Below are 26,220 nucleotides of genomic sequence, written 5' to 3' on the forward strand. Positions count from 1 at the left end.
ACCTATTGAATCACGTAGATTGACTTGAGGCGTCAGTCATTTAAGACTGACTGCTCTTGTACTACTTCTTGTCTATTTAACTCTTTCAATGTTCTCGTTGCTTTCGCTTCACCGCGCTTGGTGAAGTGCTTCAAAATTTAGAAGCGGAAAGGTTTTGCAAAGTTATATCAAATTTTTGGATTGGCAAAATTTTTAACAACTTTCTCACTGCAATCTTTGTTCTTAACTTTTCAAGCGGGCTTTTCAGAGCCTCGCAATCTCCATTGCATTACCCTTGATTACCAAAAGCGAGTGCAAAGTTAGAGGATTGATTTTAATTCTCCAAACATTTTGACCTTAAATTTTCAAATTATTTTTCATCGAATCACCAACGCCCTACCCCACAACCGATTACCGCGAAAATAAATTTTAGCCGGCAAATTGCAAAATCATGCATGATACGGAAATGAGCGGCTACGACGTTTGGTAATTACTGCTCTTTTTCGTAATTTTGTCATGTATAAGTACAGGAAAAATCATGAAAGGATTCTTAACAAGCATAATATTCACGGCAGCGGCATTGAGTGCAGCCGCATCGAGTCCGTCGGAGGTGAGATTTCACAATGAGGAATCGGACACCTTGCGCATAAACGAGATATTGATATCGGCCAAAGCGGAGAACGGCAATGCCAAACCGGAAGTCCTCATATCATATATAGGCAAGCAGCTTCTGGGTACTCCCTACGAGGCGTCGACTCTCGAGGGCTCGCCCGAGAGAATAACGGTGAACATGGACGGCATGGACTGCACGACATTTGTGGAAAATGTGGCGGCAATGGCCTATACCGTGAACGAAGGCCGCACTTCATGGCGTGACTTCCTATATAATCTTGAAAGAATGAGATACCGCGGAGGCAAGCTTAACGGATATGCGTCACGCCTGCACTATGTGAGCGACTGGATAATCGACAACGCGCACCGCGGTATAATTAAAGAGGTGACATCAAACTTCCCGGGAGTGCAATATGCCGTAAAGACTATCGACTTCATGTCGACGCACCGTGACCGATATCCGGCATTGGCCGACTCGGCGGAGTATGAGCGCATGAGGAGCGCAGAGATAGGCTACCGAAGCCACCGATACCCCTACATCAAGTCGTCGAAGTGCTCGTCGAAGGATGTGATAAAGGCAATGCGTGACGGCGACATAATTGCGATAACGACTAAAACGCCGGGGCTGGATGTGCAGCATTTAGGCATCATAGTGATGAAGGACGGGGTTCCGCACCTGATGCACGCGTCATCGGCCAAGAAATCGGTTGTAATCGACAGTGAGCCGCTGTCGGAATACATGAGAAAGAATCGCTCGGCATCGGGAATAAGGATAATACGCCTGGTGTATTAAGCGCCCTACCCCATAGTCTAAACAGAAGCAACGACATACAGCTATAAAAAACAATCGGCCGACTCAATGAGTCGGCCGATTTATTATTTTCAATGATTCAGGAATCAATTAAGCCTGAGGCATCTTGGTGCGCTTGCCATAACCGTAAGCGGCATCGCTACCGAGCTCTTCCTGGATGCGGAGAAGCTGGTTGTACTTAGCCATACGGTCGGAACGGCTTGCAGAACCGGTCTTGATCTGTCCGGCGTTGGTAGCAACTGCGATGTCGGCGATAGTAGCATCCTCAGTTTCACCAGAACGGTGAGAGATAACTGCGGTGTAGCCATTGCGCTGAGCGAGTTCTACGGCGCGGAGAGTTTCGGTAAGAGAACCGATCTGGTTAACCTTTACAAGGATTGAGTTGGCGCAACCCATGTCGATACCCTTCTTGAGGTACTTAACATTGGTAACGAAGAGGTCGTCACCTACAAGCTGGCAACGGTCGCCAATCATGTCGGTAAGAATCTTCCAGCCTTCCCAGTCGTTTTCGGCCATACCGTCCTCGATAGAGTCGATGGGGTAAGTTTCAACGAGAGTCTTGAGGTATTCAGCCTGCTGAGCAGAGGTGTACTTGGGACCGTCGGCCTGCTTCCAGGTGTAGTCGTAGATACCGTCCTTGTAGAACTCAGAAGAAGCGCAGTCAAGACCGATAGTAACATCCTTTCCGGGAACATAACCGGCCTTCTCGATAGCCTGCATGATTACGTTGAGGGCATCCTCAGTACCGTCAAGGTTGGGAGCGAAACCACCTTCGTCGCCGACAGCGGTAGAGAGGCCGCGAGCCTTAAGAACTGACTTAAGGTTGTGGAATACTTCAGTACCCATGCGGATACCTTCCTTGAAGCAGCAAGCACCGATGGGACGAATCATGAATTCCTGGAAGGCAATGGGAGCATCAGAGTGCGCACCACCGTTTATGATGTTCATCATAGGCACGGGAAGAGCGTAAGAGTTGCAACCGCCGATGTATTTGTAAAGGGGAAGGTCAAGATAGTCGGCAGCAGCCTTGGCAACGGCGAGTGATACACCGAGGATGGCATTTGCACCGAGGTTTGACTTAGTTTCAGTACCGTCGAGGGCGAGCATTGTTTCGTCGATCTTGATCTGGTCAAGAGCTGACATACCAACGAGAGCCTCGGCGATAGGACCGTTTACATTGGCCACAGCCTTTGTAACACCCTTGCCCATGTAACGGCTCTTGTCGCCGTCACGGAGCTCGAGAGCTTCATTAACACCGGTAGAAGCGCCGGAGGGAACAGAAGCACGGCCGCGTGCACCTGATTCAAGAATTACATCTACTTCAACAGTGGGATTGCCACGAGAGTCGAGGACCTCACGTCCAATGATTTTTTCGATTTTCATAATGTTAAAACTAAAATTATGTTGTTGGGATTTTTTGGTCAAATTTCTTGATGACAAAGTTACAAAAAAAAGGAATAGCCATTAACAAATTTCGTTAATAATATTATCGATTACATTTAATTATAGATAAAAGGGGGCAAAAAAATCGCCGTGCGCAATGCACGGCGATTAACGATATTAACAATTGAATGTAATTGTCGATATTTATTCGGCTGCGGGAGCCTCGGGTGCTGCAGTAGCCTCGGCAGCGGGTGCTGCGGGAGCTTCGGCTGCGGGAGCTGCAGTGCTCTTGCGAGAGCGGCGAGTGCGGCCCTGCTTCTTTGCGCCCTTCTCCTTGAGCATGTTTTCGTTGTAGTCAACGAGCTCGATGAAGCAAGTCTTGGCGTTGTCACCAAGGCGGTTGCCTGTCTTAAGGATGCGGGTGTAGCCACCGTTGCGGTCAGCGATCTTCTGAGCGATTTCGCGGAACAGCTCAGTAACGGCATATTTGTTCTGGAGATGGCTGAAAACAAGACGACGGTTGGGAGTATTGTCTTCCTTGGCGCAGTTAATAAGGGGTTCAGCGTACATGCGAAGAGCCTTAGCCTTGGCAAGCGTAGTGAAGATGCGCTTGTGCATGATGAGCGAAACGGTCATATTAGCGAGCAAAGCATCGCGGTGAGCTTTCTTGCGGCCAAGATGGTTGAATTTTTTATTATGTCTCATCGTTTATTACTCTTTATCTAATTTATACTTTGAAATGTCCATTCCGAATGACAGGTTAAGGTTGGCCAGAAGCTCATCGAGCTCGGTGAGAGATTTCTTACCGAAGTTGCGGAACTTCAAGAGATCGGTCTTGTTGAACACTACAAGTTCGCCAAGGGTTTCCACTTCAGCACTCTTCAAGCAGTTAAGCGCACGGACTGAGAGGTCCATGTCGACGAGCTTAGACTTGAGGAGCTGACGCATGCGGAGCACTTCTTCGTCAAACTCTTCGTTGCTGTCGTTTTCGGTAGCTTCGAGAGTTATCTTCTCGTCGGAGAATAGCATGAAGTGGTAAATCAAAATCTTAGCGGCCTCCTTAAGGGCGTCCTTAGGAAGAATGGAACCGTTGGTTGTAATCTCAATAATCAGTTTTTCGTAGTCGGTCTTTTGGTCAACGCGGAAGTTCTCAACGGTGTACTTCACATTTTTGATGGGAGTGTAGATTGAGTCGATCGCGATTACATCGATAGCATCGTTGGGGGTGCTATTTTCATCGGCGGGAACCCAACCACGACCCTTGTTGATTGTGAGGTCAAGCTGGAAACTTGCGTTGGGATCCAAATGACAAATGACCTGGTCAGGGTTGAGAACCTCAAATCCTGTAAGCGCCTTGCCAATGTCACCGGCCTTGAACACCTCCTGGCCCGACACGGTGATGGTAGCCTTTTCAGATTCGGTATCTTCGACAATCTGCTTGAGGTCAACCTTCTTGAGGTTGAGGATGATGTTGGTTACATCTTCCTTGACACCGGGCACGGTGTCAAACTCATGCTTAACGCCATCGATGCGAATCGAGGAAATGGCAAAACCCTCGAGCGAGGAGAGGAGAATGCGACGGAGCGCATTACCTACAGTTATGCCATATCCGGGCTCCAATGGCTTGAACTCGAACTTACCGAAGAAATTATCGGCTTCCAACATGACGACCTTGTCAGGTTTTTGAAATGCTAAAATAGCCATGGATCTACGTTTTTTAATTGATTACTTAGAATACAACTCGACGATTAGCTGCTCCTTAATGTTTTCAGGAATGTCTTCGCGAGTGGGCACATGGAGCATCTTTCCTACCTTAAGAGCTTCGTCCCATTCGAGCCAGGGATACTTGCTGTGGTTGAAACCGGCGAGAGCGTCGGCGATAACCTCGAGCGACTTAGAGCGCTCGCGAACACCGATAACATCACCGGGGTTTACATGATAGGAAGCGATGTTCACAACACCACCGTTAACAGTAATGTGGCGATGAAGCACGAGCTGACGAGCAGCTGCACGGGTGGGAGCTATGCCAAGACGGTATACGATGTTGTCGAGGCGTGACTCAAGGAGCTGTAGGAGCACCTCACCCTTGATACCCTTAGTGCGTGATGCACGCTCAAAGAGATTGCGGAACTGCTTTTCGAGGACTCCGTAGGTGTATTTAGCCTTTTGCTTCTCACGGAGCTGAACGCCATACTCAGAGGTCTTGCGGCGCTTGTTGACGCCGTGCTGGCCCGGAGGATAATTCTTGTGAGCGAGAACTTTGTCAGCACCGAAGATAGGCTCGCCGAATTTACGAGCAATCTTAGTTTTTGGTCCAGTATATCTTGCCATTTTTTTGTCTTGAATTTTAGGTTTGATTGAGGATTGACACCTTAGTGCAGCCGCGACCACAGAGAGGTGATAAAAATTGTGGTCTATTCACATTCAATGCTTATCCGCAGTCAAGCCGTAATTTTATAAATTAGTGAATTTACAGGAATTGACGGATTATACACGACGACGCTTGGGAGGACGACATCCGTTGTGGGGCAGCGGAGTAACGTCGATAATCTCGGTTACCTCAATGCCTTGTCCATGAACCGTGCGGATAGCAGATTCACGACCGTTTCCGGGGCCTTTCACATAGGCCTTCACTTTGCGCAGACCGAGGTCGTAAGCGACCTTAGCGCAATCCTGAGCTGCCATCTGGGCTGCATAAGGAGTATTCTTCTTTGAGCCACGGAAGCCCATCTTACCTGCGCTTGACCAAGAGATCACCTGACCTTCAGAGTTGGCTAAGCACACGATAATGTTGTTGAAAGATGAGTGAACATGGAGCTGACCGTTTGCGTCAACCTTAACGTTTCTCTTCTTTGCTGCGACTGTCTTTTTTGCCATACTAATTTATTATTTTGTAGCTTTCTTTTTGTTAGCAACTGTTTTCTTGCGACCCTTGCGAGTGCGGGCATTGTTCTTAGTGCTCTGACCGCGCACGGGCAGACCGATACGGTGACGGATGCCACGATAGCAACCGATGTCCATAAGGCGCTTGATGTTTAGCTGGATTTCGCTGCGGAGGTCACCCTCTACTTTGTAGTCGCGGCCGATAACTTCACGGACAGCTGCGGCTTGAGCGTCGGTCCAGTCTTTAACCTTAATGTTTTTGTCCACTCCGGCTTTCTCAAGGATAGAGTTTGCGGCGCTACGACCGATGCCGAATATATAAGTCAAGGCGATTTCACCTCTTTTGTTTTGGGGGAGGTCCACTCCCACGATTCTAACTGCCATATTGTTTGACTAAATTTTCTGCAAAAATAACAAAATTTATCCTTGACGCTGTTTATACTTAGGATTTTTCTTATTAATCACGTAAAGGCGACCCTTGCGACGCACGATTTTGCTGTCGGGAGTACGCTTCTTAATTGAGGCTCTTACTTTCATATCTTATGCTTTTTATTATTTGTATCTAAATGCGATTCTGCCTTTGGACAAGTCGTAGGGAGACATTTCCACCCTCACCTTGTCACCTGGCAATATTCTGATATAATGCATACGCATCTTGCCGGAGATGTGGGCAGTGATTTCATGACCATTCTCCAATTCTACACGAAACATTGCGTTGCTCAATGCCTCGACAATTGTTCCGTCTTGTTCTATTGCAGCTTGTTTTGCCATATAATAAGTTTAAATTGCTCTATCGCCCAACACTTGGTCAATATAATCAAAGGTAGTTAATATTTCAGTTTCTCCGTCATGCACGGCCACTGTGTGCTCGTAGTGAGCCGATGGCTTGCGGTCCTTGGTGCGACATGTCCAGCCGTCCCTTTCGATTACGATGTTTCGGCTTCCCAGATTAATCATGGGCTCGATTGCGATGCATAGTCCATTTTTAATCATGGGGCCAACACCGCGGCGTCCGTAATTGGGCACTTCGGGATCCTCGTGCATCTTCTTGCCTATTCCGTGTCCGCACATTTCGCGAACTACGGTGTAGCCGTGACGCTCGCAATATGTCTGGATGGCGTTGGCGATATCGCCGATGCGGTTGCCTTGCTTGCAGGCGGCGATGCCTTTGTAGAGCGACTCCTTGGTTGTCTTCATCAGCTGCAGCACCTCGGGGGCTACTTCACCCACGGGGAATGTGTAGCATTGGTCGCCGTTGTAGCCGTTAAGCTCGACGACGCAGTCAAGGCCAACGATGTCGCCCTCGCGCAGGGCATAGTTGGACGGAAATCCGTGAACGACTATCTCATTGACCTCGATACAGAGCGTACCGGGGAAACCGCCATAACCGAGACAAGCGGGACGACCGCCATTGTCCTGAATGAATTCACGGGCAATGGTGTCAAGCTTGAGCGTAGTGATGCCCGGAGCCACCCACTTGGCGACTTCGCCAAGTGTGCGACTCACGAGGTCACATGCCTCTCGCATCAAAGCTATTTCTTCAGGTGTTTTAAGATAGATCATTATATACTTAAAAAGTAGCTTTTAACGATTTTACATCAATAAGCACTACCGGTTGTGCGTCCCTTGATCTTGCCGTTTTTCATAAGGCCGTCGTAGTGGTGCATCATCAGGTGTGATTCAACTTGCTGGAGAGTGTCGAGCACTACACCAACGAGAATCAGCAGTGATGTTCCACCGAAGAACTGCGCGAAATTCTGGCTTACGCCGAAGAGGCGCGCGAATGCCGGCATTATGGCAACGATACCGAGGAACAACGATCCGGGCAAAGTTATGCGTGACATTATCGAGTCAAGATACTCGACAGTCTTCTTACCGGGTTTTACTCCGGGGATGAAGCCATTGTTGCGCTTCATATCCTCAGCCATCTGCGCGGGGCGCACTGTGATGGCGGTGTAGAAGTATGTGAACGCTACAATCAAGATGAAGTAAACGAGGTTGTAGGCGAATCCGTTGATGTCGGAGAACTTCACGAAGATGCTGTTTTCCTGGGCACCGAATCCGGCGAGTGTGATGGGGATGAACATTATCGCCTGGGCGAAGATGATAGGCATCACACCTGCTGCATTTACTTTAAGGGGTATGTACTGACGGGCGCCTCCATACTGCTTGTTGCCGACGATGCGCTTTGCATACTGCACGGGCACCTTGCGGGTTCCCTGTACGAGCAGTACAGCGCCTACAGTTACGGCGAAGAGGAGTATGAGCTCGACGATGAACATTACAAGACCGCCTTCAGAACCGGTTGAACCGGGCAAACGGCTTACGAATTCATAGTAGAGCGCCTGGGGCAGACGGGCGATAATACCCACCAAGATTATGAAAGAGATACCATTTCCTATACCGCGATCGGTGATGCGCTCACCAAGCCACATGATGAACATGGAGCCTGCGGCAAGTATGATAGTCAAGTAAGCGACTGTCCAAAATCCCATTGCGGCATGACCTCCTGCGCTGTTGACCTGAATCTGAAGGTTGATCAGATAGGCAGGACCCTGGAGCAAGAGAATAAATACGGTGAGATAACGGGTGTATTGGTTCAGTTTCTGGCGTCCGCTCTCGCCTTCCCTTTGCATCTTCTGGAATGAAGGGAGCACCATGCCGAGTAACTGTATCACGATCGAAGCCGTGATGTAGGGCATGATACCCAATGCAAAGATGGAGGCTTGCGAGAAGGCACCTCCCGAGAACATATCCAAGAGCTGCATCAGACCGCTACCGGCCGTGAAGTTGGCCAAGGCATCAAGGTCGTCGGGATGGATACCCGGCAACACAACGTAACATCCCAGTCGGTACACGAGTACCAAGAGGAATGTCACGATGAGGCGCTTGCGCAGCTCTTCGATTGTCCAAATATTCTTTAATGTCTGAACAAATCTCATTAGCATTAAACTTTAGCGATTGAACCACCGGCAGCTTCGATAGCCTTCTGAGCGGCTTCGGAGAATGCGTTGGCTTCAACAGCGATTGCACGAGTGATTGTTCCGTTAGCAAGAATCTTCACCAATTGCTTGCGCGAAATGAACCCTGCGGCACGAAGGTCGTCAAGGGTAACCTTTTCAAGGCCCTTTGCGGCAGCAAGAGTGTCAAGGTCGCCAATATTGATGGCCTTGTACTCAACACGGTTGATGTTCTTGAAACCGAACTTGGGAAGACGGCGCTGGAGGGGCATCTGACCACCTTCAAAACCGATCTTGTTCTTGTAACCTGAACGAGATTTTGCACCCTTGTGACCACGGGTTGATGTTCCTCCACGGCCAGAACCGGGACCACGACCAACACGCTTCTTATCCTTAACAGAACCTACTGAGGGTTGAATATTATTTAATTCCATAACTTCACGAAAATTATGCGTTGGTCACTTCTACGAGGTGACGAACTCTGTTAACCATACCCATCACATCGGGAGTGTCTTCCTTGATTACGGTGTGATGCATTTTTCTCAATCCGAGAGCATCGAGAGTGCGCTTCTGCACTGCAGGAGCGTTGATGCGGCTCTTTATCTGAGTGATTTTAATCTTTGCCATTGTGTCAAGTGATTTTAACCGTTATATACTTTTTCCAGTGATATACCACGATTCTGCGCTACCTGGAGCGGGCTGCGCATTTCACCGAGAGCCTCAATGGTGGCCTTTACCAGGTTGTGGGGGTTGGATGAACCCTTTGACTTGGCAAGCACGTCGGTGATACCCACGCTCTCGAGCACGGCACGCATTGCACCACCGGCCTTAACTCCGGTACCGTGCGATGCAGGCTTGAGGATTACGCGTGAACCGCCGAACTTGGCTTCCTGTTCGTGAGGAATCGTGCCTTTGTGCACGGGTACACGGATAAGGTTCTTCTTGGCAGCTTCAACACCCTTGGCGATTGCTGCAGTGACTTCATTGGCCTTTCCAAGACCCCAGCCTACGATACCGTCTTCGTTACCTACAACTACGATAGCAGCGAAGGTAAATGTGCGGCCACCCTTGGTAACCTTGGTAACGCGGTTGATGGCAACAAGGCGGTCCTTCAACTCTAAATCGTTGGTTGATTTTACTCTGTTATTCTTATATGCCATTTTTCTTAAAATTTAAGTCCGCCTTCGCGAGCTGCGTCAGCCAATGATTTAACACGACCGTGGAAGAGGTATCCGTTGCGGTCGAAAACTACCTCAGTAATACCGGCGGCGAGGGCCTTCTCAGCGATAGCCTTGCCAACCTTGGCTGCCATTTCGATTTTGGGAGCAGCCTCGAGGCCCTTTGACGAAGAAGCGCAGAGAGTCTTTCCTGCCTCGTCGTCGATGAGCTGAACATAAATCTGCTTGTTGCTGCGGAACACCGTCATGCGAGGACGTGCGGCGGTGCCAGACACTTTACCACGGATACGGGTCTTGATTTTATTTCTTCTTTGTATCTTTGATATCATGATTCTGTCTACTTTAATTATTTAGCACCTGCCGACTTACCCGACTTGCGACGGATAACTTCGCCAACAAACTTAATACCTTTACCCTTATACGGCTCGGGCTTGCGGAGTGAGCGGATCTTAGCGCACACCTGGCCGAGGAGCTGCTTGTCGTCGCTCTCGAGGATGATAAGGGGATTCTTGTTACGTTCAGTCTTTGCCTCTACTTTCACTTCCTTGGGAAGCTTGATGTATATAGCGTGGGAGAAACCGAGCGACAGTTCGAGAACCTGTCCTTCAGAGGTGGCGCGGTAACCTACACCGACCAACTCCATTTCCTTGCGATAACCCTGCGACACGCCTACCACCATGTTGTGGATGAGGGCGCGGTACAAACCGTGCTGTGCACGGTGCTCGCGGTCATCGGAGGGACGGGTTACTACTACGTGTCCGTCCTCAACCTTTACAGTGAGATCGGAATTTACTTTCTGCGAGAGTTCGCCCTTGGGGCCCTTTACTGTAACGAGGTCGCCGTTTACGGTGACAGTTACACCGGCAGGTATTTCAATGGGAGCTTTACCTATTCTTGACATTGTAATTTCCTCCTATTAAATTAGTATACATAACATAATACTTCGCCACCAATCTTGAGCTCACTGGCTTTCTTGTTGGTCATAACACCCTTTGAGGTTGACAGGATGGCGATACCTAAACCGTTCAAAACTCTCGGCATATCTTTGTAGCCAGTGTACTGGCGTAGACCCGGACGAGAAACACGCTTGAGATTCTTGATTGCGTTCACCTTGTCAACAGGGTCATATTTTAAGGCTATCTTGATTGTGCCTGCGGGATTTTCACCCTCTACAAACTTATAGTTAAGAATGTAGCCTTGTTCAAAAAGAATCTTGGTGATTTCTTTTTTCAAGTTTGAGGCGGGAACCTCCACTACTCTGTGTTGAGCTTTGATTGCGTTCCTCAATCTTGTTAAATAATCTGCTATTGGATCAGTCATTTTATAAATTGTTTAAATTGATTCGGGTTACTCCGAACAATATTTAATACTCTCTTAATCGATGGGTATAAGCGTTACCAGCTTGCTTTCTTAACTCCGGGGATAAGACCAGCCGATGCCATTTCACGGAACTGGATACGTGAAATTCCGAACTGGCGCATATAACCCTTGGGACGGCCTGTGATGCTGCAACGGTTGTGCAAACGCACTGAAGAAGCATTCTTGGGAAGCAACTGGAGAGCCTCGTAGTCGCCGGCGGCCTTGAGAGCGGCCTTCTTGGCGGCATACTTGGCAACGAGCTTGGCTCTCTTGACTTCACGAGCCTTCATTGATTCTTTAGCCATAATATAGTTTAGTTTTTAGCGTTCTTAAACGGCAGACCGAATTCCTTCAACAGTGCATAACCCTCTTCGTCGGTGTTGGCCGAAGTTACGAAGGTGATGTTCATACCCATCATCTTGGAGATGGTGTCGATGTTGATTTCGGGGAAGATAATCTGCTCTGTGATACCCAAAGTATAGTTTCCACGGCCGTCAAGCTTGCTCTCGATGCCCTTGAAGTCACGGATACGGGGAAGAGCGACACGGATAAGACGCTCCAGGAACTCGTACATTTTGTCGCGACGCAGTGTAACGCGTACACCGATGGGGTTCTTTTTACGCACCTTGAAGTTAGAGATATCCTTCTTTGACAAGGTGGGAACAGCTTTCTGTCCGGTAATTGCGGTCAACTCGTTGATAGCGGTTTCGATGATCTTCTTATCCTGAGTTGCAGCTCCAAGACCTTGATTGATTACAATCTTCTTGAGGCGGGGCACCTGCATTACGGTTGAGTAGTTGAATTCTTTTTCAAGGGCGGGAACGATGCGCTCCTTATAGTCTTTCTTAAGGGTGGTTGTGCTCATTACTTAATCTCCTCTCCTGATTTTTTAGAATAACGTACTGTCTTTCCCTCCTCGTTCTTGCGACGACCTACGCGGCAGGGCTTGCCTGTCTTGGGGTCGAGAAGCGCGAGATTAGAGATGTGCACCGGAGCTTCAATCTTGATGATGCCGCCCTGCGGATGCTTTGCATTTGGCTTGGTACTCTTGGATACCATGTTGATACCTTCAACGATAGCGCGGCACTTGCTTACCTGCACGGTGAGCACACGACCGGTCTTACCGCGGTCCTCGCCTGCAAGAACGTATACTGTGTCGCCCTTTTTAATATTAAGTTTGCTCATTGTGGTTTACTTCTTTTACTATGGTTTAAAGTACTTCGGGGGCAAGTGAAACAATCTTCATGTTTGTAGCGCGGAGTTCACGTGCCACCGGACCGAAGATACGGGTTCCGCGAAGCTCGCCGGCGTTGTTGAGCAATACACAAGCATTGTCATCAAAGCGGATGTATGAGCCATCGGGACGGCGCACTTCTTTCTTGGTGCGTACTACTACGGCCTTAGATACAGTACCCTTCTTTACGTCGGAAGAGGGGATGACATTCTTCACCGAAACTACGATGATGTCGCCCACTGAGGCGTAACGACGACCTGTACCACCAAGTACGTGGATGCAAAGGGCTTCCTTGGCACCACTGTTGTCTGCAACGGTTAAACGGGTTTCTGTCTGTATCATAATTACTTAACTTTTTCGATTATTTCTACTAATCTCCATCTTTTGGTTTTGCTCAACGGACGAGTTTCCATCAGCCTTACTGTATCGCCAATGCTGCACTCATTCTTTTCATCGTGAGCGTGGTATTTCTTTGTCTTGTTGACAAACTTACCATAGATGGGGTGTTTCTCCTTCCACTTCACCATAACGGTGATGGTCTTGTCACCCTTGTTGGACGATACAACCCCAATACGTTCTTTTCTTAAGTTTCTCTTTTCTTCCATTTCTTGGGATTATTTATTGTTAAGTTCACGCTGACGCAACTCTGTCTTCATGCGTGCAATGTTTTTACGGTCTTGTGTAATCTTTGAGGGATTATCGATGGGAGAAATCGTGTGGTTTATCTTTTGCTGAAGATAATCCTTTTGAGCCTGTTCAAGACGATCCTTGAGGTCCTGAGTGCTGAGTTCCTTTATTTCTTCGTTCTTCATAATCTATTACACATTTTGAGTTGGGTCATAATCGCGACGCACGATAAACTTGGTGGTCACGGGGAGCTTCTGAGCTGCAAGGCGGAGTGCTTCCTTTGCTACATCGAAGGGAACTCCTTCGAGCTCGATAAGGATGCGGCCCGGGGTAACAGGCGCAACGAATCCTTCGGGGTTACCTTTACCTTTACCCATACGCACTTCGGCGGGTTTCTTGGTAATGGGCTTATCTGGGAATATGCGGATCCACACTTGACCTTGACGTTGCATGTAACGTGTCACAGCAATACGCGCGGCCTCAATCTGACGACCGGTGATCCACTTTGATTCCAAAGTCTTAATGCCGAACGAACCGAAGGCGAGCTGATTGCCACGCTGAGCGTTGCCTTTCATGCGGCCTTTCTGTTGACGGCGGAATTTAGTTTTCTTTGGTTGTAACATTGTTGTGATGATTCAATTCGTTTAACGGTTGTTTTTAGGTTTGCGGAAACCACGACGAGGTGCGCCATTGTTACCGCCACGGCTTTCCTTGCCGGTGTTGGTGAATGAGGGAGCGAGCTCACGCTTGCCGTAAACCTCACCGCGGCAAATCCACACCTTTACTCCGATAACTCCCACCTTGGTGTGAGCTTCAACGAGAGCGTAGTCGATGTCGGCACGGAGTGTGTGAAGCGGTGTACGACCTTCCTTGAACATCTCGCTGCGCGCCATTTCAGCACCGTTAAGACGGCCGCTGACCTGAACCTTGATGCCTTCGGCACCGCTGCGCATTGTAGCTGCGACTGCCATCTTCACTGCACGACGGTAGGCGATTTTGCCTTCGATCTGGCGAGCGATGTTGGCTGCTACGATCTGAGCATCGAGTTCGGGACGCTTTACCTCGAAGATGTTGATCTGAACATCCTTGTCGGTGATCTTCATGAGCTCTTTCTTCAGCTTGTCGACATCCTGTCCGCCCTTACCGATGATGAGTCCGGGGCGTGAGGTGCAGATTGTGATTGTGATGAGCTTGAGTGTGCGCTCGATTACGATGCGTGAAACGCTTGACTTGGCTAAACGGACTTCAAGGTACTTGCGTAACTTTGAATCCTCGAGCAGATTGTCACCGTACTTCTTGCCACCAAACCAGTTAGAGTCCCAACCACGGATGACACCCAAGCGGTTGCTTATTGGATTTACTTTCTGTCCCATTTCTTATGCCTTAGTTTTAGCGTTATTATCTATTGTGTCTACAAACAATGTCACGTGATTGGCACGCTTGCGAATTCTGTAGCCACGGCCTTGAGGAGCCGGACGGAGGCGCTTCAACATCGGAGCGGGATCAACGAAGATTGTGCTGATGTACAATTCGCCGTTTTCGGCCTTTCTTTCGTTCTTTGCCTCCCAGTTGGCTATTGCTGAGCGGAGCAGCTTTTCTACTCGTGCTGCAGCTTCTTTATTTGAGAATTTAAGGATACCCAATGCACGGAACACTTCCTGACCACGCACCATGTCAGCGACGAGGCGCATCTTGCGAGGCGAAGAAGGGATGTTGAGAAGCTTGGCAAATGCCTGCGTCTTCTGGGCTTCCTTCCTTAATTCAGCTGATTGTCTTTTTCTTACACCCATTGTATTTAATTTCTTTTTTTATCAAAAATTTTTATATCAATGGCCCTTGTTATTTCTTCTTATTACCGCCGTGTCCACGGAAATTGCGGGTGGGTGCAAACTCGCCGAGCTTGTGTCCTACCATGTTTTCGGTGACATATACGGGAATAAATTTATTACCATTGTGCACTGCAAAAGTATGTCCAACAAATTCAGGAGAAATCATTGAAGCGCGGCTCCAGGTCTTGATGACCGACTTCTTGCCGCTTTCCTCCATTGCTTGGACCTTCTTCTCCAGCTTTACGCTGATATATGGGCCTTTTTTTAATGAACGACTCATAGTTACTTAATTAATCAGATTACTTTTTTCTTCTTTCAATAATGTACTTTGAAGAATGCTTCTTCGGTGCACGTGTCTTAAGACCCTTAGAGTAAAGACCCTTGCGTGAGCGAGGATGTCCTCCTGAGGCGCGGCCTTCACCACCACCCATGGGGTGATCGACAGGGTTCATTACAACACCACGGTTGCGGGGACGACGGCCGAGCCAGCGTGAGCGTCCGGCCTTGCCCGACTGCTCGAGTGAGTGCTCGCTGTTGCCTACAACGCCGATGGTAGCCTTGCATGCGGCAAGTATCTTACGTGTCTCACCTGAAGGTAATTTGATAATTGCGTAATCCCCTTCTCGCGAAGTCAACTGTGCGAAAGTACCGGCTGAGCGAACCATGAAGGCTCCCTGGCCGGGGCGCAATTCGATGTTGTGGATAACAGTACCTACGGGTATCTTGCTCAAGGGAAGAGCGTTGCCTACCTCGGGAGCTGCGTCGGGTCCACTTACCACCTTGTCGCCAACCTTTAAGCCGTTGGGTGCAATTATGTAAGCTTTTGCTCCGTCAACATAGTAAAGAAGAGCGATACGAGCCGAACGGTTGGGATCGTATTCGATCGACTTCACCACTGCGGGTACACCGTCTTTTGTTCTCTTAAAGTCTATGATACGGTATTTGCGCTTGTGGCCACCACCAAGGTAACGGGTGGTTAGGTGGCCTTCGGAGTTACGACCTCCTGAAGCCTTTCTACCGACTGTAAGAGATTTCTCTGGCGTACGGGCAGTTATCGTACCTTTAAATACGCCAATAACCTTGTGTCTTTGCCCCGGTGTAGTGGGCTTGAATTTTCTTACTGCCATTTCTTATTATATATTGCTATAAAAGTCAATAGTTTCACCATCAGCAAGCGTGATGATGGCTTTCTTGTAGTCCGATGTTTTACCCTTGATAAGGCCGCTGCGGGTGTAGCGGGCCTTATTCTTTCCTCGTACTATCATCGTGTTAACCTTAACAACGTGTACGCCGTAGAGCTTCTCTACCAAGTCCTGGATCTGGAACTTGTTGGCCTCGGGGGAAACACGGAAAGTGTAGCGATTAAGCTTTTCGGTAAGCATAGTCGCTTTTTCGGTAACGATAGGTGTTATTTCAAATTCCATTGTTGTAATATTTTCCTCCTATGTTGTTTAAAGATTGTTAATTACCTCAAGACTACCTTCGGTAAGGATGATAGCTTTGTTGTTGAGCAAACTATAAGTGTTTACATCTGAAGCAGTTATAATTTGCGCTCCGGGCACATTTCGAGCCGACAAATATACGTTTTTATTTTGGTCTTTTAAAACCAAAAGTACTTTTTTATCAGCGAGTTGTAGATTTTTAGTAAAATTTACAAATTCTTTAGTTTTGGGTGCTTCAAAGTTGAAGTCCTCCACTACGATTATCTGATTGTCCTGAGCCTTATAGGTCAAAGCTGAGCGACGGGCGAGCGCCTTGAGCTTCTTGTTGAGCTTGAAGCGATAGTCGCGGGGACGGGGACCGAACACGCGGCCACCACCTACGAGCACGGGTGAGTTGATGTCACCGATACGGCTGCCGCCGCCACCCTTCTGCTTGTGAAGCTTACGGGTTGAGCCTGACACTTCGCTTCTTTCCTTGGACTTATGTGTGCCCTGACGCTGGTTGGCAAGATACTGCTTTACATCGAGATAAACGGCATGCTCGTTAGCTTCGATGGCAAACACCTCGTCGTTGAGCTGTGCCTTGCGACCGGTGTCTTCTCCTTTTACATTATATATTGCGAGTTCCATTATTTCTCAATTAATACGATTGAACCTTTACTTCCAGGGATTGAACCCTTTATCAACAATAGATTGTGGTCGGCGATCACCTTAAGAACCTGAAGGTTCTGAACGGTTACGCGCTCGTTACCAAGCTGACCGGCCATACGCATGCCCTTGAACACCTTTGCGGGGTAAGAGCAGGCTCCGATTGAACCGGGCTTGCGAAGACGATTGTGCTGACCGTGGGTAGCCTGACCCACACCGCCGAAGCCGTGACGCTTTACGACACCCTGATAGCCCTTACCTTTTGAAGTGCCTGCAATGTCGACAAAGTCGTTTTCGTTGAAGAAGTCAACGCCAATGGTGTCACCAAGGTTGTACTCACCTTCAAATCCTTTGAACTCGGCCAAGTGGCGCTTGGGGGTTACTCCGGCTTTCTTGAAGTGACCTGCCTCGGGACGGGTGGTGTGCTTGTCCTTCTTGTCCTCGAATCCGAGCTGAAGGGCTGCATAGCCGTCGTTCTCGACTGTCTTAACCTGAGTAACTACACAAGGACCTACTTCGATAACAGTGCACGGTACATTCTTACCGTCGGCACTGAAAACGGATGTCATTCCGATTTTCTTTCCTAATAATCCTGGCATTTCTCTTGATTGTTTTAATGATTACCTTTTTCTTTTAAAATCTCATTTAGACCTTTACCTCAACTTGTACGCCGCTGGGGAGTTCAAGCTTCATCAACGCGTCAACAGTCTTGGCTGTTGAGTTGTAGATGTCGATGAGGCGCTTGAATGATGACAGCTGGAACTGCTCGCGTGACTTCTTGTTTACAAAAGTCGAGCGGTTTACAGTGAAGATGCGCTTGTGGGTGGGCAGAGGTATAGGACCGCTTATCACCGCACCGGTTGCCTTTACAGTCTTTACAATCTTTTCAGCCGACTTGTCGAGCAAGTTGTGGTCGTAAGATTTTAATTTGATTCTGATTTTTTGGCTCATATTGTTTCTAATAAAGTATTATTTCAATAAGTCTACACGGCCCTGGCATTCAGTGAGTACGTTCTTGGCGATTGAGCTGCTTACTTCAGCGTAGTGCGAGAACGACATTGTGCTGGTGGCACGGCCTGAGGTGATTGTACGCAATGCGGTTACGTAACCAAACATTTCGGCGAGAGGAGCCTTGGCCTTTACGACACGGGCACCGCTGCGGCTGGTTTCCATACCCTCTACCTGACCGCGACGCTTGTTCAAGTCACCGATCACATCACCCATGCTCTCTTCGGGGGTTACTACCTCGATCTTCATGATGGGCTCCATGAGCACGGGACCGGCCTTTTCCGAAGCCTTCTTGAAGGCCTGGATGGCACAAAGCTCAAATGACAACTGGTCAGAGTCAACCGGGTGGAACGAACCGTCGATTACGGTAACCTTGAGCTGCTCTACGGGATAGCCGGCGAGAACACCGTTCTTCATTGCAGCCTGGAAGCCCTTCTGGATTGAGGGGATGAATTCCTTGGGAATGTTACCGCCCTTAACCTCGTCGATGAACTGGAGGTTGCCCTCGAAGCCTTCGTCAACGGGCTCTACGCGTACGATGATGTCGGCAAACTTACCACGACCACCGGTCTGCTTCTTGAATACTTCGCGAAGCTCAACGGGCTTGGTGATTGCTTCCTTGTAGGTAACCTGGGGACGACCCTGGTTGCACTCTACCTTGAACTCACGACGAAGACGGTCGATGATGATGTCGAGGTGAAGCTCACCCATACCTGAGATAACGGTCTGTCCGGTTTCTTCGTTGGTTTCAACACGGAAGGTGGGGTCTTCTTCAGCAAGCTTCTGCAAGCCTACTCCGAGCTTGTCGAGGTCCTTCTGAGTCTTGGGCTCTACTGCGATACCGATTACGGGATCGGGGAACTCCATAGCCTCAAGCACGATGGGAGCATCCTCGGCGCAAAGGGTGTCACCTGTGCGGATATCCTTGAATCCTACTCCGGCACCTATATCGCCGCACTCGATCATCTCCTTGGGGTTCTGCTTGTTGGAGTGCATCTGGAACAGACGCGAAACACGCTCCTTCTTGCCCGAACGGCTGTTGAGAACGTAGCTTCCTGCCTCGATGTTACCCGAGTAAACGCGGAAGAAGCAAAGACGGCCTACATAGGGGTCGGTTGCAATCTTGAACGCAAGAGCACACATGGGAGCTTCGCTTGAGGGCTCGCGGGTGAGTATCTCATCAGAGTTGCCTACTGCGTGACCTTCAACTGCACCGGCATCGGTAGGACAGGGAAGATATGCGCAGACTGCATCGAGCAGGCACTGAACGCCCTTGTTCTTGAACGAGCTACCGCAAATCATCGGAACAACCGACATCGAAAGAGTGGCTGCGCGGAGAGCCTTGCGAATCTCCTCTTCGGTGATTGTGCTGGGGTCGTCGAAATATTTTGCCATGAGGTCATCGTCAAATTCGGCGATCTTCTCAAGCATCTTGTCGCGCCACTCCTCGGCCTCGTCGCGGAGGTTGGCGGGGATTTCCTCTACTGAGTAGTCGGCACCCATTGACTCGTCGTGCCAGTAGATGGCCTTCATTGTGATCAGGTCGACAACGCCCTTGAAGGTTTCCTCAGCACCGATAGGAATCTGGATGGGAGCGGGATTTGCTCCGAGCACTTCCTTGAGCTGACGAACAACCTCGAAGAAGTTGGCACCCGAGCGGTCCATCTTGTTGACATAACCGATACGGGGTACATTGTACTTGTCGGCCTGACGCCATACGGTTTCCGACTGAGGCTCAACACCGCCTACAGCGCAGAAAGTGGCAACGGCACCGTCAAGCACGCGGAGCGAACGCTCTACCTCGACAGTGAAGTCAACGTGTCCCGGAGTGTCAATGAGGTTGATTTTGTACTTGTCACCGTCATACTTCCAGAATGTGGTAGTGGCGGCTGAAGTAATTGTAATACCGCGTTCCTGCTCCTGCTCCATCCAGTCCATTGTTGCAGCACCGTCATGAACCTCACCAATCTTGTGGGTCAAACCGGTGTAGAAGAGGATGCGCTCCGACGTGGTAGTCTTACCGGCGTCGATGTGAGCCATAATACCGATATTACGGGTATATTTTAAGTTATCGTCTATTTTTGCCATTATCGTAAAGATATTAGTGAATCATATAATGTATTAGAATCGGAAGTGTGCGAATGCGCGGTTGGCCTCAGCCATCTTGTGCATATCCTCTTTGCGCTTGTAAGCACCTCCTTGTTCGTTGTATGCGTCTACGATTTCAGCTGCAAGCTTGTCGGCCATGGTCTTTCCACCGCGCTTGCGTGCGTAAAGAATGAGGTTCTTCATAGATATTGACTCTTTACGGTCGGGGCGGATTTCAGTAGGAACCTGGAATGTTGCACCACCTACACGACGCGACTTCACCTCCACCTGGGGAGTGATGTTTTCGAGAGCCTTCTTCCATATTTCGAGGGCGGTCTTCTCTTCGTTGGGCATCTTCGACTTCACAGTTTCAAGAGCCGAATAAAATATTGTGTAAGAGGTATTCTTCTTGCCGTCATACATCAAGTGGTTAACGAACTTTGATACTCTCACATCATTGAAAACGGGATCCGGCAGGATAACCCGCTTTTTGGGTTTTGCTTTTCTCATTTGTTAATTAAATTGTTGTTTTTGGTTGCTTGGTTGCTTTCTACTTTCTTCAACTCGGCTCTCTTGCCTCGTTTACTCAACCGAAATTGCTAAGCCAATAAATCAAAAACGAAGTTGTAAAATAACTGGGTTTTGTTTATCTCTTTGTTCAGCTTTATCGCGCAGGGCCGTTAATTACTTCTTGCCCTTTGCTGCGGGTGCTGCTCCCGGTTTCGGACGCTTTGCTCCATACTTTGAGCGACGCTGTGTGCGATCCTTTACACCGCTTGTGTCAAGTGTTCCGCGAACGATGTGATAACGTACACCGGGGAGGTCCTTAACACGGCCACCGCGAACGAGAACGATCGAGTGTTCCTGAAGGTTGTGACCTTCACCGGGGATGTAGGAGTTAACCTCCTTACCGTTAGTCAATCTTACACGAGCTACCTTACGCATAGCTGAGTTAGGCTTCTTGGGAGTGGTTGTGTAAACACGAACGCATACGCCACGACGCTGGGGACAGCTGTCAAGCGCAGGCGACTTACTCTTATCCTCAAGAGCTACACGACCTTTTCTTACTAATTGCTGAATTGTAGGCATCTTAGTTCTTGTTTTACTTAAATTTTTATTTTATCGTTATATAGTTTCGTTTATTGTCAGCATACATATAGATGCCGGCTACCGCATTGTCATTCAACATTATACGTTGCCCGGCACATAATCGCCCTCAAAAACTTTGCAAAGTTAGCTACTAAATTGCTATTTTCCAAATATTTCCAACTTAAAAATGCGAAAAACGTTTTTCGGCATCGATTTGTTTATTTTTGAATTGATGTTTTGTCGCATTTTGCATGCTTTAACATCTTTTAGCCGTTATTTCACCTCGACGCACTCGCAGGCGTGTCGGCCGGGCCGCAAAATGGAGCGGCGGCCGCCATGAAGCATTGTCGCTCCACAACTGCCGCCGCTGTTATTCTTTCGTTATTTATGCCTGTTATCTGAGCTCCACGGTTTCGCCCGGTTTATGCAGGCAATGGAATGTCGTTTCGGGACTTTCGGCATATTCCGAGAAGTCGCAAGCCTCTTTGTAGTCGCCGCCGAAGTGCATCGGGAAGAAGTCGTCGACCTTTATAGCCTTCAGGAACAGCTTGGCGCCTCGGGCGAAGTCGCTGCCTTGCCTTACATCGACAGGAAACATGGCTATATTAATCCTGTCGTTTTCCGATGCTATGCGGTTGAGAATCTTCTTGAATAGCTCGTCGGCCACTCTTGCCTCACGCTCGGTCGACTCGTCCTGCCAGTGCCAGTCGTTGAAATCGCCGGCATGGTATATGGTGGTTCCGTCGGCTGTCGTGACAAGGAAGCTAACGCCCTCGTCGGTCGACTTGTAAGCCTTGACCTTTATTCCGCCGGGAAGGTTCTCCAGGATGTCACCTGCGCTCATTCCGGCAACGGAGAGTGTCGACGGAACCTTTTCGGCCAATATGTCGTTCGACAGCACATAGGTGCGTTCATGATTCTGCGCTATCTCGAATATTCCGGTATTGTAGTGATCATGGTGATGGTGGCTTACAAAGAATATTACAGGAAGCTCGGCTTTCTTCTCAAGAATTTTATGGAGAGCATGAGCGGGGTCGCGATAGTAGTCAAACACCATTATTACATTGGGCAAGGTTACCACGAATCCGCTATGGTCCAAATAAGTGATTTCGGTCATGATTATATTAGTTTTGGTTGTTACAATCCTCTGTGGTGGACATCTTCATGTCCACTGATTATAACACCGGGCATCGGAGCTATGTTCATCCGTGATGTCACACAAGGCCTCCCTGACACAGCACCTCTTCGTCACGAAACACATCCTCTGTAGCGCCGTCGGCTATTATGCGCCCTTCGGCCATGACTATGGTGCGTGCACACAGCTCCTTTACCATGTCGATGTCATGGGTTGTCACTATGCAGGTGTGCTTGAATCGGCGCAATTGCTCCATCATCAGTCGGCGGGAATGTGGATCGAGATTGCTCGACGGCTCGTCGAGCACCAATATGTCGGGCTCCATCGACAACACGGTGGCTATGGCCACACTGCGTTTCTGCCCTCCCGAAAGCTGATAGCTCGCACGCTTGCGCAACGATGTCGCACCCACCGCCTCGAGCGCCATCACCACGCGACGCTCCACCTCGTCCTCGGGAAGCTTCATGTTCACGGGGCCGAAAGCCACATCCTCCTCCACGGTGGGCATGAAGAGCTGGTCGTCGGGATTCTGGAACACGAGCCCCACCGTCTGCCTTATTATCGGAAGCGTTGACTTCGTTATGGGGATGTCACCTATTGTCACGCTCCCCGAGGTGGGTTGAAGAAGCCCGTTGACATGGAGCATCAGCGTCGACTTTCCGGCGCCGTTGGCTCCTACTATGGCCACCTTTTCACCGTGGCTTATGTAGAGCGACACATCCTTGAGAGCCTCATACCCTCCGGGATAGGTGTAGCTTACGTGATCAAATTTTACATAGTGGTGACTCATATCAGGCTATCTTGTAAATGGAAACAATCCCGACACATCGCAGAAGCGACCCGCCGCAAAGAGAAGGCACCACACGACAACGTAAATCGTGTCGCTAAGCCGCCAGTGCATGTTGCCGCGCATCAATATCTTTCCCGTAAAACCTCGCGACAACATCGCCCGGTGTATGCGCTGGGCCCGTTCTACCGTACGCAGGAGCAACTGCCCGATGAACGTGCCCCACATCTTCAGCCCGTACTTCTTGCGCCCGTAGCTGCGTGACTTCCTCGCGCGGTCCATGCTCAAAGCCTCGTCCAGCAGCACGAATATGTAGCGGTAGAGCAGCATCAGCTGCGTAGTGAATATCGACGGCACACCAAGCTTGCCCATAGCCGCACACAGCCGGTTGAACCCCGTCGACATTATAAGAAGCAGCACGGCCTGAACCGACAGCAATCCTCTTATTATTATCGACACAAACTCGACCCAGCCCCTCGATATGGCCATGTCACCTATATAAAGCATGGGCTCACGGTTGAATATTGGGTTGAATATGCCTATGAACATTATGAACGGGAGCGTGTAGAGCGACTTGACGAAAACGGCATTGTAGCTTATTCCCGACATGGCGCTCACTATTATCGGAAACACCCAGAAAAGTATTATCCCCGCCGGCGAATCAAGGGAGAACGACAGCACAGCAACGATGTAGATTACCGTCACGATGAGCTTCGCCCTCGGGTCGATCGAATGCATGCGACTGCCCGTGCAGGCCATTCGCTCCACCTCGTTCAGCTCGGTCAATGCCTTTTCCAGCGCTCCCATACAGGTTTAGGCTTTGGAACCCACACTCTGATGTCGGCCGAGCAACGAAGCCACGACCCACACTATGGCCACGACGACAAGACACCCTATTATTCCCGACCATGTGCTGTCGTAGTCGGGCAGCAGTGATGTCGTGGACTGAACTCCCGCAAGGGTGTCGGCGACTTTGCTCCCCACTCCACCGGTCAGCTCACTGCTTCCCGTAAGATTCTCAATCGACCACTCAAGGCCGTCGGGATTGCTCGATGCAATCCACGTAAAGGCCACTCCGAGAAGCAGCGCGATGCTGATGAACACTATCGCGGCCTTGCCGTAGTGACCGCGGTGGCCTGCGCCGGCCTCGGCGCGACATTCGAGAAGCGAAGGCTTGTATCGCAGCACAAAGTAGAGCACGGCGGCAGTGGCGAGCCCCTCACCGATTCCTATAAACAGGTGTATCGATGTCATCAATGCAAGGAAATCACCAGTAGGCAACGCCGTGACTCCCGAGAGTTCGGTTTCGAGCGTCACGAGCACGGCGCCAAGTTCCAGTCCCACCACGCTTGCGGCTATCGACGCAACAATCATGCGCCATGTCGATGTGCCGTGTCCCATAATGGGCTTGAACACCAGCGGATAAGCTATAAGTGTCGACACTACTCCCATGTTGAGTATGTTGCAGCCAAGCGCCATAAGGCCGCCGTCGGCAAATATAAGGCACTGGACCACAAGCACCGATGCAAGCGTCAGCAGCGCGGCCCATGGCCCGAGTATTGCACCGAGCAGTATTCCTCCTACGATGTGTCCGCTCGACCCCGTCCCCGGAATGGTGAAATTTATCATCTGTGCGGCGAATATAAATGCGCCCATCACCCCCATCAGGGGCACTACACTACTGTCCGATGATTCTTTGCGTATTTTTTTCGCAGCGACCACCAATAGCGATACCGATACTACTGCGGCGACACCGGCAACTGCCGGCGACACCAATGCGTCAGCCATGTGCATAATCGTTCTGTGTTAAATCTATTTCTTAAATTAATTAACACGCCAACCGTCATTAAGTTTAGAGCCAGTTCGACAATAAATATTACCGGCTCTTATGGATCGCCACTGTCAAAAATTGCTATTGAAGGTGACAAATTTCTCGATTCGGCTTTTTTTTGCTATGTTTGCACATATTTAAAACCATCATCAATCACAATGCGCAACATTATTCTTTTCGATGAAACTGCGACGCGTGAAAATCTTCTCCCCATCACATTTACGCGCCCCGTATCCGATATCCGATTCGGAATACTTACCATCCGCCAGAAATGGGAAAAAGCCTTCCCCGGCACCTACTCCTATGCTACGGCCGAATACCTCTCGATAAAATATCCCCGCGTCGAGGCCGACCGTGACAACGACTACCACATAGTCGGCAACGTTTGCCCCACCCCCGAGTTTGTGACGATGCTTGAGAACCTCCATCCGGGACAAGCCGTGACATGCAAGGGCAAGACCATCGCCTACCGTGGCGAGAACCCCGCCGAGTCATTGGAAATCGCCGAAGCGCCCCTCGCCATAAACATGCTTCCCGACATATTCATGCTCAACGAGCAGGCTCTTCTCGACGACTTCATGACCATAACACGTAACGCCAAGAGCCAAAAGCTCAGCTCGACCTGCACCGTCATCGGCGACCCGTGCTTCCCCGACGGAACGCCCAAGATATTCCTCGAAGAGGGAGCCAAGGCCGAAGCCGCAATACTGAATGTCAACAAGGGCCCGATATACATAGGCCGTGAGGCCGAAATCATGGAAGGCAGCTGCATTCGCGGGCCTCTGGCTCTGTGCGAGCACGCTTATGTCAACATGGGCACAAAAATCTACGGAGCCACCACGATAGGCCCCTATTGCAAAGTGGGAGGCGAGCTGAACAATGTCGTCATGATCGGATACAGCAACAAGGGTCACGACGGATTCCTCGGTAACGCTGTAATAGGCGAATGGTGCAACCTCGGAGCCAACTGCGTGGCGTCAAACCTCAAGAACGACTATTCCGAAACCAAGCTTTGGAACTATCCCGCCCACCGGTTCCTGCGCACGGGACTTCAGTTCTGCGGACTTATCATGGGCGACCACACCAAGGCCGGAATCAACACGATGTTCAACACCGCCACCGTAGTGGGCGTGGGCTGCAACATCCACGGCTCGGGATTCCCGCGCAACTTCGTGGCATCGTTCAGCGAAGGCGGAGCGGCAGGATTCAACGATGTGTCGCTATCCAAATTCTTCGACATTGCACGCCGCGTAATGGCACGCCGCCATGTCGAGCTTACCGATGTCGACATCGAAATCTTCAACTCAATCTACGAAATAGCCGAAACCTACAAGTAG

The 26,220-nt window shown here is 49.6% G+C and carries 40 protein-coding genes; 2 read left to right on the forward strand and 38 right to left on the reverse strand.

The window, feature by feature from the left end; translation table 11 throughout:
* The first annotated feature begins 517 nt into the window (after window positions 1-517).
* On the forward strand, window positions 518-1,384 hold the full coding sequence (locus tag E7746_RS10050; RefSeq protein WP_136410704.1) for an N-acetylmuramoyl-L-alanine amidase-like domain-containing protein: 867 nt from the start codon (window positions 518-520) through the stop codon (window positions 1,382-1,384).
* Window positions 1,385-1,492: 108 nt separating this feature from the next.
* Here E7746_RS10050 and eno read toward each other — a convergent pair whose 3' ends face one another.
* The 38 genes from eno to E7746_RS10240 form a co-directional block, all read right to left on the reverse strand.
* On the reverse strand, window positions 1,493-2,785 hold the full coding sequence (gene eno, locus E7746_RS10055) for a phosphopyruvate hydratase (protein WP_123395787.1): 1,293 nt from the start codon (window positions 2,783-2,785) through the stop codon (window positions 1,493-1,495).
* A 204-nt stretch (window positions 2,786-2,989) separates the two neighbouring features.
* The gene (rplQ, locus tag E7746_RS10060; RefSeq protein WP_123395786.1) at window positions 2,990-3,490 is read right to left on the reverse strand and encodes a 50S ribosomal protein L17; all 501 of its coding nucleotides are present in this window, start codon (window positions 3,488-3,490) and stop codon (window positions 2,990-2,992) included.
* A gap of 6 nt (window positions 3,491-3,496) precedes the next feature.
* Entirely contained in the window at window positions 3,497-4,489 is a 993-nt protein-coding gene (locus tag E7746_RS10065) for a DNA-directed RNA polymerase subunit alpha (protein WP_136410705.1), read from the reverse strand.
* A gap of 21 nt (window positions 4,490-4,510) precedes the next feature.
* On the reverse strand, window positions 4,511-5,116 hold the full coding sequence (gene rpsD / locus E7746_RS10070; RefSeq protein WP_123395784.1) for a 30S ribosomal protein S4: 606 nt from the start codon (window positions 5,114-5,116) through the stop codon (window positions 4,511-4,513).
* A 156-nt stretch (window positions 5,117-5,272) separates the two neighbouring features.
* On the reverse strand, window positions 5,273-5,662 hold the full coding sequence (gene rpsK / locus E7746_RS10075) for a 30S ribosomal protein S11 (RefSeq protein ID WP_123395783.1): 390 nt from the start codon (window positions 5,660-5,662) through the stop codon (window positions 5,273-5,275).
* 9 nt (window positions 5,663-5,671) lie between these two features.
* Window positions 5,672-6,052, reverse strand: coding sequence for a 30S ribosomal protein S13 (gene rpsM, locus E7746_RS10080; protein ID WP_136410706.1), 381 nt, complete (start codon window positions 6,050-6,052; stop codon window positions 5,672-5,674).
* A 36-nt stretch (window positions 6,053-6,088) separates the two neighbouring features.
* Window positions 6,089-6,205, reverse strand: coding sequence for a type B 50S ribosomal protein L36 (gene ykgO, locus E7746_RS10085; protein ID WP_068961805.1), 117 nt, complete (start codon window positions 6,203-6,205; stop codon window positions 6,089-6,091).
* 15 nt (window positions 6,206-6,220) lie between these two features.
* Window positions 6,221-6,439: a translation initiation factor IF-1 gene (infA, locus tag E7746_RS10090; RefSeq protein ID WP_121699817.1), complete on the reverse strand. Its 219-nt coding sequence runs from the start codon at window positions 6,437-6,439 to the stop codon at window positions 6,221-6,223.
* Between the two features lie 9 nt (window positions 6,440-6,448).
* Window positions 6,449-7,231, reverse strand: coding sequence for a type I methionyl aminopeptidase (map, locus tag E7746_RS10095; RefSeq protein WP_135946843.1), 783 nt, complete (start codon window positions 7,229-7,231; stop codon window positions 6,449-6,451).
* A gap of 35 nt (window positions 7,232-7,266) precedes the next feature.
* Window positions 7,267-8,610 (reverse strand): preprotein translocase subunit SecY, encoded by a 1,344-nt coding sequence (gene secY, locus E7746_RS10100; RefSeq protein WP_123395814.1) that lies wholly within the window; start codon window positions 8,608-8,610, stop codon window positions 7,267-7,269.
* A 5-nt stretch (window positions 8,611-8,615) separates the two neighbouring features.
* Window positions 8,616-9,062 (reverse strand): 50S ribosomal protein L15, encoded by a 447-nt coding sequence (gene rplO, locus E7746_RS10105; RefSeq protein WP_123395780.1) that lies wholly within the window; start codon window positions 9,060-9,062, stop codon window positions 8,616-8,618.
* A 13-nt stretch (window positions 9,063-9,075) separates the two neighbouring features.
* Window positions 9,076-9,255, reverse strand: coding sequence for a 50S ribosomal protein L30 (gene rpmD, locus E7746_RS10110; protein WP_123395779.1), 180 nt, complete (start codon window positions 9,253-9,255; stop codon window positions 9,076-9,078).
* Between the two features lie 14 nt (window positions 9,256-9,269).
* Window positions 9,270-9,788: a 30S ribosomal protein S5 gene (rpsE, locus tag E7746_RS10115; RefSeq protein WP_123395778.1), complete on the reverse strand. Its 519-nt coding sequence runs from the start codon at window positions 9,786-9,788 to the stop codon at window positions 9,270-9,272.
* Window positions 9,789-9,793: 5 nt separating this feature from the next.
* On the reverse strand, window positions 9,794-10,135 hold the full coding sequence (gene rplR / locus E7746_RS10120; protein WP_123395777.1) for a 50S ribosomal protein L18: 342 nt from the start codon (window positions 10,133-10,135) through the stop codon (window positions 9,794-9,796).
* A gap of 17 nt (window positions 10,136-10,152) precedes the next feature.
* Entirely contained in the window at window positions 10,153-10,707 is a 555-nt protein-coding gene (gene rplF / locus E7746_RS10125; RefSeq protein WP_136410707.1) for a 50S ribosomal protein L6, read from the reverse strand.
* A gap of 20 nt (window positions 10,708-10,727) precedes the next feature.
* Window positions 10,728-11,126, reverse strand: a complete 399-nt coding sequence (rpsH, locus tag E7746_RS10130; RefSeq protein WP_123395775.1) for a 30S ribosomal protein S8 — start codon at window positions 11,124-11,126, stop codon at window positions 10,728-10,730.
* 74 nt (window positions 11,127-11,200) lie between these two features.
* The gene (rpsN, locus tag E7746_RS10135) at window positions 11,201-11,470 is read right to left on the reverse strand and encodes a 30S ribosomal protein S14 (RefSeq protein ID WP_136410708.1); all 270 of its coding nucleotides are present in this window, start codon (window positions 11,468-11,470) and stop codon (window positions 11,201-11,203) included.
* Window positions 11,471-11,478: 8 nt separating this feature from the next.
* The gene (gene rplE, locus E7746_RS10140; RefSeq protein ID WP_123395773.1) at window positions 11,479-12,030 is read right to left on the reverse strand and encodes a 50S ribosomal protein L5; all 552 of its coding nucleotides are present in this window, start codon (window positions 12,028-12,030) and stop codon (window positions 11,479-11,481) included.
* Window positions 12,030-12,350: a 50S ribosomal protein L24 gene (rplX, locus tag E7746_RS10145; protein WP_123395772.1), complete on the reverse strand. Its 321-nt coding sequence runs from the start codon at window positions 12,348-12,350 to the stop codon at window positions 12,030-12,032. Before rplX ends, rplE begins: the two co-directional genes overlap by 1 nt.
* A gap of 25 nt (window positions 12,351-12,375) precedes the next feature.
* Window positions 12,376-12,741, reverse strand: coding sequence for a 50S ribosomal protein L14 (gene rplN, locus E7746_RS10150; protein WP_123395771.1), 366 nt, complete (start codon window positions 12,739-12,741; stop codon window positions 12,376-12,378).
* 2 nt (window positions 12,742-12,743) lie between these two features.
* Window positions 12,744-13,004, reverse strand: a complete 261-nt coding sequence (rpsQ, locus tag E7746_RS10155; RefSeq protein WP_123395770.1) for a 30S ribosomal protein S17 — start codon at window positions 13,002-13,004, stop codon at window positions 12,744-12,746.
* Window positions 13,005-13,013: 9 nt separating this feature from the next.
* Window positions 13,014-13,211, reverse strand: coding sequence for a 50S ribosomal protein L29 (gene rpmC / locus E7746_RS10160; protein ID WP_136410709.1), 198 nt, complete (start codon window positions 13,209-13,211; stop codon window positions 13,014-13,016).
* Window positions 13,212-13,217: 6 nt separating this feature from the next.
* A complete protein-coding gene (gene rplP, locus E7746_RS10165; protein WP_121699831.1) occupies window positions 13,218-13,649 on the reverse strand; it encodes a 50S ribosomal protein L16 in 432 nt (143 codons plus the stop codon).
* A gap of 21 nt (window positions 13,650-13,670) precedes the next feature.
* Window positions 13,671-14,399: a 30S ribosomal protein S3 gene (rpsC, locus tag E7746_RS10170; protein WP_123395768.1), complete on the reverse strand. Its 729-nt coding sequence runs from the start codon at window positions 14,397-14,399 to the stop codon at window positions 13,671-13,673.
* 3 nt (window positions 14,400-14,402) lie between these two features.
* Window positions 14,403-14,816, reverse strand: coding sequence for a 50S ribosomal protein L22 (gene rplV / locus E7746_RS10175; RefSeq protein ID WP_123395767.1), 414 nt, complete (start codon window positions 14,814-14,816; stop codon window positions 14,403-14,405).
* 49 nt (window positions 14,817-14,865) lie between these two features.
* A complete protein-coding gene (gene rpsS / locus E7746_RS10180; RefSeq protein WP_123395766.1) occupies window positions 14,866-15,135 on the reverse strand; it encodes a 30S ribosomal protein S19 in 270 nt (89 codons plus the stop codon).
* Window positions 15,136-15,154: 19 nt separating this feature from the next.
* A complete protein-coding gene (rplB, locus tag E7746_RS10185; protein ID WP_123395765.1) occupies window positions 15,155-15,982 on the reverse strand; it encodes a 50S ribosomal protein L2 in 828 nt (275 codons plus the stop codon).
* A gap of 6 nt (window positions 15,983-15,988) precedes the next feature.
* Window positions 15,989-16,279, reverse strand: coding sequence for a 50S ribosomal protein L23 (gene rplW, locus E7746_RS10190; protein ID WP_123395764.1), 291 nt, complete (start codon window positions 16,277-16,279; stop codon window positions 15,989-15,991).
* A gap of 27 nt (window positions 16,280-16,306) precedes the next feature.
* Window positions 16,307-16,927, reverse strand: coding sequence for a 50S ribosomal protein L4 (gene rplD / locus E7746_RS10195; protein WP_123395763.1), 621 nt, complete (start codon window positions 16,925-16,927; stop codon window positions 16,307-16,309).
* Entirely contained in the window at window positions 16,927-17,544 is a 618-nt protein-coding gene (rplC, locus tag E7746_RS10200) for a 50S ribosomal protein L3 (protein ID WP_123395762.1), read from the reverse strand. The genes rplD and rplC overlap by 1 nt, the downstream gene beginning before the upstream one ends.
* A 46-nt stretch (window positions 17,545-17,590) precedes the next feature.
* Window positions 17,591-17,896: a 30S ribosomal protein S10 gene (gene rpsJ / locus E7746_RS10205; RefSeq protein ID WP_123395761.1), complete on the reverse strand. Its 306-nt coding sequence runs from the start codon at window positions 17,894-17,896 to the stop codon at window positions 17,591-17,593.
* Window positions 17,897-17,914: 18 nt separating this feature from the next.
* Window positions 17,915-20,041, reverse strand: coding sequence for an elongation factor G (fusA, locus tag E7746_RS10210; protein ID WP_136410710.1), 2,127 nt, complete (start codon window positions 20,039-20,041; stop codon window positions 17,915-17,917).
* 33 nt (window positions 20,042-20,074) lie between these two features.
* Complete coding sequence (rpsG, locus tag E7746_RS10215) at window positions 20,075-20,551, reverse strand: 30S ribosomal protein S7 (protein WP_123395759.1); 477 nt, start codon at window positions 20,549-20,551, stop codon at window positions 20,075-20,077.
* A 174-nt stretch (window positions 20,552-20,725) separates the two neighbouring features.
* Window positions 20,726-21,130, reverse strand: coding sequence for a 30S ribosomal protein S12 (gene rpsL, locus E7746_RS10220; protein WP_121699841.1), 405 nt, complete (start codon window positions 21,128-21,130; stop codon window positions 20,726-20,728).
* Window positions 21,131-21,524: 394 nt separating this feature from the next.
* On the reverse strand, window positions 21,525-22,247 hold the full coding sequence (locus E7746_RS10225) for an MBL fold metallo-hydrolase (protein ID WP_136410711.1): 723 nt from the start codon (window positions 22,245-22,247) through the stop codon (window positions 21,525-21,527).
* A 97-nt stretch (window positions 22,248-22,344) separates the two neighbouring features.
* Window positions 22,345-23,055, reverse strand: a complete 711-nt coding sequence (locus tag E7746_RS10230; protein WP_136410712.1) for an energy-coupling factor ABC transporter ATP-binding protein — start codon at window positions 23,053-23,055, stop codon at window positions 22,345-22,347.
* Window positions 23,056-23,061: 6 nt separating this feature from the next.
* The gene (gene cbiQ, locus E7746_RS10235; RefSeq protein ID WP_136410713.1) at window positions 23,062-23,859 is read right to left on the reverse strand and encodes a cobalt ECF transporter T component CbiQ; all 798 of its coding nucleotides are present in this window, start codon (window positions 23,857-23,859) and stop codon (window positions 23,062-23,064) included.
* A 6-nt stretch (window positions 23,860-23,865) separates the two neighbouring features.
* The gene (locus E7746_RS10240; protein ID WP_238337173.1) at window positions 23,866-24,840 is read right to left on the reverse strand and encodes an energy-coupling factor ABC transporter permease; all 975 of its coding nucleotides are present in this window, start codon (window positions 24,838-24,840) and stop codon (window positions 23,866-23,868) included.
* A gap of 201 nt (window positions 24,841-25,041) precedes the next feature.
* Here E7746_RS10240 and E7746_RS10245 point away from each other — a divergent pair, with 201 nt between their 5' ends.
* Entirely contained in the window at window positions 25,042-26,220 is a 1,179-nt protein-coding gene (locus tag E7746_RS10245; RefSeq protein WP_136410715.1) for a putative sugar nucleotidyl transferase, read from the forward strand.

Source organism: Muribaculum gordoncarteri (assembly GCF_004803695.1).
Classification (GTDB): Bacteria; Bacteroidota; Bacteroidia; order Bacteroidales; family Muribaculaceae; genus Muribaculum; species Muribaculum gordoncarteri.